This window comes from Nostoc sp. PCC 9305, assembly GCF_963920915.1.
Taxonomy (GTDB): domain Bacteria; phylum Cyanobacteriota; class Cyanobacteriia; order Cyanobacteriales; family Nostocaceae; genus Nostoc.
In genome coordinates this window covers 1-5359 of the sequence record NZ_CAWUDN010000202.1, presented here as the reverse complement: position 1 = coordinate 5359, position 5359 = coordinate 1, and the positions used below count along the sequence as shown (strand labels likewise).

Genomic DNA, 5359 nt, shown 5'->3' with positions numbered 1-5359 from the left:
ACCACCTCAGTACCCCATTTTTGACTGTAGCGTTTCCTATCCTGTGAACGGTTACAAAAAAATTAAACAGGTAAATCACTAGCACTCTGGATGTTTTGTAAAATCAAATCAGGGCTATTACGTTTAATCAAGCCAGTTAGGACTTTACCAGGGCCAATTTCCATTACTCGCTCGATACCGTTAACTGGTAATTGCAGACAACTTTCTCGCCATCTTACAGAACCAGTCATTTGTTTATTCAAGCGTTGCTTTAAAATCTCGGCATCAATAGATGGAATTGGTTCTACATTAGACAGCACTGGTACAATAGCTGGCTGAAATTCCACAGATTCTAGAATGTCTTGGAATTCCGCAGCTGCTGGCGCTATTAAATGTGAATGAAATGCTCCAGAAACTTTTAGGGGAACCGCACGCTTTGCTTTAACTTGAGTCATCACCGCTTGTACAGCCTCAGTCGTGCCTGAAATTACCACCTGAGCCGAACTATTATCATTTGCTATCACCACATCAGACGTTAGAGAAATGACTTTTTCTAGCTGTTCGCGGTCAAAGTTCATCAAAGCCGCCATCATCCCACTGACGGAACTATCCATGAGTTCTGCACGACGCTTCACCAGATATAAACCAGCCGACCACTCAAAGACACCCGCTACATAAAGAGCAGTATATTCTCCCAAACTGTGGCCAGCAACTAAATCTGGCTGATGTCCTCGTTCTCGAAGCAGGTCAGCAAGAATGCTTTCAACCACATAAAGACTTGGCTGAGTATATAGCGTCTGTGATAACTTCTCTTCTTGAGTTTGACAAATTTCAGTTACAGACCAGCCCAAAATATCCTCAGCTTTGGCAAGCTTGTCTTTAGCGGACGGTATATCTAGTAAATCCATTCCCATTCCCAGCGTTTGGGAACCTTGTCCGGGAAACACCCATGCAGTTTTTGTCATTTGTCAATAGTCAGTGGTCATTGGTCATTAGTCATTGGTCATTTGTCATTCACAAAGAACAAATGACTAATGACAAAATATTTATTTTCCCCATTGAAAGATTGCCGCGCCCCAGGTAAGACCGGCACCAAAGCCGGATGTCGCAACGATGTCATTTGGTTTAATTTTACCTTGTCGTACCGCTTCATCTAAAGCTAACGGGATGGAAGCAGCTGAGGTATTGCCGTACTGGGCGAGATTACTTATAACTTTATGTTCTGGGATGTTTAGCCGTTGGGCAACGGCATCGATAATCCGCTGATTGGCTTGATGCAATATCAGCCAATCTATTTGATCGACGCTGATATTGGCTTGAAACAAGGCTTTATCAATGATTTCTGGCACTTTTTGCACGGCAAAACGATAGACTTCTTTGCCGTTCATCGTAATCGGTTGGTAAGTGCCTTTGGTGATATTTATATCAGTCAGCAATTCTTGTGAAGTACCTGCATAAGCAAGGTTGAGATAATGATTTTGAGTACCATCACTTTTAAGGGCAAATCCTAGTAAGCGATCGCTTTTGGCAGCTTGTAACACCACTGCTCCAGCACCGTCACCAAACAATACACAAGTCCGGCGATCTTCCCAATCTACCCAGCGAGAGAGGATATCTGCCCCGATCAACAATACATTTCTGTAAACACCAGTTCTAAGGTATTGAGCTGCTGTAACCAAACCAAACACAAAGCCGGAGCAGGCAGCGGTTAAGTCAAAAGCTACTGCGTTGGTAGCTCCCAATTTAGCTTGTACTTGACAAGCACTACCAAACAAATCATCAGGGGTGGAAGTCGCTAGCAGAATCAAGTCTAGGTCTTCTGGTTTAATTCCCGCAGCTGCGATCGCCTGACTGCTGGCGGCAGTAGCGAGTACACTCAAGGACTCAGATGGCAGAGCTAATCGTCGTTGACGAATTCCCGTTCTTGTGGCAATCCACTCATCTGATGTTTCAACTAGTTCACTCAATGTATCGTTGTGTAGGGAAGTTGCTGGTACTGCCGAGCCGCTTCCGGTGATTGCTACGCCTAAGTTTTGCACTCTTAATCTCCCAAGCTATCAGCTTTTTGTCCTTTGTCCTTTGTCCTTTGTCAGTTGTCCTTTGTCAGTTGTCAGTTGTCCTTTACAAATGACCAATGACTAATACTTCGACTTACCTCGGCTCCGCTCGGCACGAGTCGCTCAGTACAAGTGACCAATGACCAATGACTAACCGCTCTCGCGCTCTAGGATATATTGGGACTGAATTCGTTGTATCACCTGGTTGTCAACAGCTTCTTTTGCCATGCGAATTGCATTAAAAATTGAAGGTGCTTGGGAGCTACCGTGACCGATAAAACAGACTCCTGCCACGCCTAAGAGCAAAGCACCACCATGTTCTGCGTGATCCATTCGCTGCTTAATCCGCTTCAGGTTTGGTTTTAAGAGTGCTGAACCGATTTGACCGTGCAACCCTTGGGGTAATTCTTCCCGCAAAATTTGCAGAATCACTTCTCCGACGGCTTCGGCAAATTTTAACAATACATTACCTACAAAGCCATCGCAGACAATCACATCAAAGCGACCAGAAAGCACATCACGCCCTTCAGCATTGCCAATAAAATTAATTTGGGAATTTTCGCGTAGCAGTTGGTGGGCGCGGACTGCTGCATCATTGCCTTTCGAGTCTTCTTCACCGATATTCAACAAACCCACTTTCGGTTCAGCTGTACCCAAGACATACTTACTGTAAGCCGATCCCATAACGCCAAACTGCTCTAAAAACTTGGGGCGGCAATCTACATTTGCGCCGACATCAAGTACTAGCACTGGCTTACCAGCAATAATCGTGGGGAAAACTGTCCCGATCGCTGGGCGATCGATTCCTGGCAATCGTCCTAAGCGGAGCAAAGCCGATGCCATAGCTGCCCCAGAGTGGCCGGCAGAAAATACGGCATCTGCCTTTTCCTGCTTGACTAAATCCATCGCCACATTAATAGAAGCCTTGCGTTTGCGTCTAACTGCATTTAAAGGCTCCTCATCCATTGCGATCGCCTCCTCCGCAGTTACGATCTCCACCTGCCCTAAACTTGTTTTTGATGGCAAGGCAGCTTCTATTTGTTGGGGATCGCCAACCAACAATATATCTACACCCAATTCTTCTCTTGCCCGCAATGCGCCAGCAACGATTTCACCGGGTGCATGATCCCCTCCCATTGCGTCAATTGCGATCCGTACGCGAGTCGATCCCATTGCTCACAGCTTCTAGAAACCTTACAAATTTTACCAGATGGCAAAGCCCGAAAAAGCTTAACTTTCTGACAGCCAAATTAATTCTGTTACTATTGCAACAATTTTTGCTGGCAAGCTCAAGATAGCACGAATTGTTGGGTATTGGGCATTGGGTATGGGGCATTGACATTAGGGGAAAGGTGACAGGTGATAGGGAATAATCTGTACCCTGTAACCTGTACCCTATTCCCTTCTTCACTCCCTATTCCCCACTTCCCAGTACCCAATCAACTAGCGTCCGAACGCCGTAACCAGTTGCCCCTGCGCTGTTGTAACCATTTTCTTTATCTGTCCATACTGGGCCGGCAATATCTATGTGCGCCCAAGGGGTTTGTTTGACGAATTGCTTGAGGAAAAGGGCAGCAGTAATTGCACCACCTGGACGCGGCCCTGTATTTTTCATGTCCGCTATACCAGATTTTAGCCCTTCAAAATATTTTTCTTCCATTGGCATCCGCCAAATCTTTTCTCCTGAAGTTTCCGCAGCTTTTTCGATTTGGGAAGCGACAGCTTCATCGGGAGTATATAAACCAGCAATATCCTCACCCAAGGCAATGACGTTGGCACCAGTCAGGGTGGCTAAATCAACGATCGCATCTAATCCCAATTTGTCGGCATACACCAAGGCATCTGCGAGGGTCAAACGTCCTTCTGCGTCGGTGTTGTTGACTTCAATTGTTTTGCCATTTGATGCTGTGAGAACGTCTCCAGGGTGCATGGCATGGCCGCTAATCATGTTTTCGGTCGCTGCTGAGATAAAGTGAACTTCCGAATCTGGCTTAATTTGAGCAATTGCTTTGGCTGCGCCCAAGGTAGCAGCTGCACCGCCCATATCAATTTTCATGGTTTCGATGCCGCTACCAGCACCTTTAATATTGAGTCCGCCGGAGTCGAAGGTTAAACCTTTACCAATAATTGCTAATTTCTTTTTGGGTGTACCTTCTGGCTTGTAAGTTAGGTGAATAAATTTCGGTGGCAAATCGGAAGCTTGGGCTACTCCCAAAAATGCACCCATGCCTAACTTTTCACAGTCTTCTCGCTCCAGAATTTCTAGTTGCAAACCGTATTCCTTGGCGATCGCTTGAGCAGTTTCCGCTAAAGTAATTGGTGTGACTGCGTTGGCTGGCGCTGCGACTAATTGCCGTGCCAAATTTACCCCGGATACAATTTGATTGGCGCGGGTGATGGCGGCTTCTTGTCCACCGAAACCCAGTAAATCTACACTTTCTATTTGTGAACCTTTATCTTCTGGTTCGGATTTAAAGCGAATATCTTGGTAAAGTGCTAATTCCACACCTTCTGCGATCGCTTGGGCGCTGGCTGCTGGATCGTTATTCCACAATGGAAAACTAAAACCCAAAATTTTGCTTTTCTGCTTTTTTCCTACCCTAGCTACAGCCGCAGCAGCACGGCGCAGAGTATCTAATTTTAGTGCATCTGGTTTGCCTAGACCTACTAAAATCAATTTCCGCACTGGGCTACCAGCATTTACACGGGTGAAAATAGTGCTATTGGCTTTACCTTTAAATTCTTCTTCAGTAATCAGTTCTTTTAAGACTCCAGAAAACTTTTGATCTAAAGTTGCTAGTTCTCCGGTTAACTCTACTGCATCTTCAAATAATCCAATTGCCAAACTATCGCCTGCCCACTCTAGTAAAGGCTTATCACTAGGTTGAATTGTCATTTTGGGATTTTGTGTAAATATTCCTTCTTGTACCAGTATTGCTCAAAATTCTGGTTTCATGGTGAGGGGAGTGGGTATTGGGCATGGGTAAGCAAGGGTCAGTAGCTATAATTTAGCCAATTAGTATAAATAGCACTAATTAATGAGTCTTTGATACTCGTCAATCCACCTCAGAACTCCGTTAACGAGTCTTTGATCCTCGTCAATCCACCTTAGAACTCCGTTAACGAGTCTTTGATCCTCGTCAATCTACCTCAGAACTCCGTTAACGAGTCTTTGATCCTCGTTAATCCACCTCAGAACTCCGTTAACGAGTCTTTGATCCTCGTTAATCCACCTCAGAACTCCGTTAACGAGTCTTTGATCCTCGTTAATCCACCTCAGAACTCCGTTAACGAGTCTTTGATCCTCGTTAATCCACCTCAGA

The 5359-nt window shown here is 45.3% G+C and carries 4 protein-coding genes; all 4 read right to left on the bottom strand.

Features of this window, described 5'->3' with window-relative positions; all coding sequences use genetic code 11:
* Nucleotides 1-62: 62 nt before the first annotated feature.
* The 4 genes from fabD to ACM0OX_RS34915 all read right to left on the bottom strand — a co-directional run bounded on the left by fabD (nt 63) and on the right by ACM0OX_RS34915 (nt 4932).
* Nucleotides 63-944, bottom strand: coding sequence for an ACP S-malonyltransferase (gene fabD / locus ACM0OX_RS34930; RefSeq protein ID WP_414519710.1), 882 nt, complete (start codon nt 942-944; stop codon nt 63-65).
* 81 nt (nt 945-1025) lie between these two features.
* Nucleotides 1026-2018, bottom strand: coding sequence for a beta-ketoacyl-ACP synthase 3 (locus tag ACM0OX_RS34925; protein ID WP_414519709.1), 993 nt, complete (start codon nt 2016-2018; stop codon nt 1026-1028).
* Nucleotides 2019-2186: 168 nt separating this feature from the next.
* Nucleotides 2187-3209, bottom strand: coding sequence for a phosphate acyltransferase PlsX (gene plsX, locus ACM0OX_RS34920; protein WP_289796733.1), 1023 nt, complete (start codon nt 3207-3209; stop codon nt 2187-2189).
* A 241-nt stretch (nt 3210-3450) separates the two neighbouring features.
* Nucleotides 3451-4932: a leucyl aminopeptidase gene (locus ACM0OX_RS34915; protein WP_414519707.1), complete on the bottom strand. Its 1482-nt coding sequence runs from the start codon at nt 4930-4932 to the stop codon at nt 3451-3453.
* Nucleotides 4933-5359 lie beyond the last annotated feature (427 nt).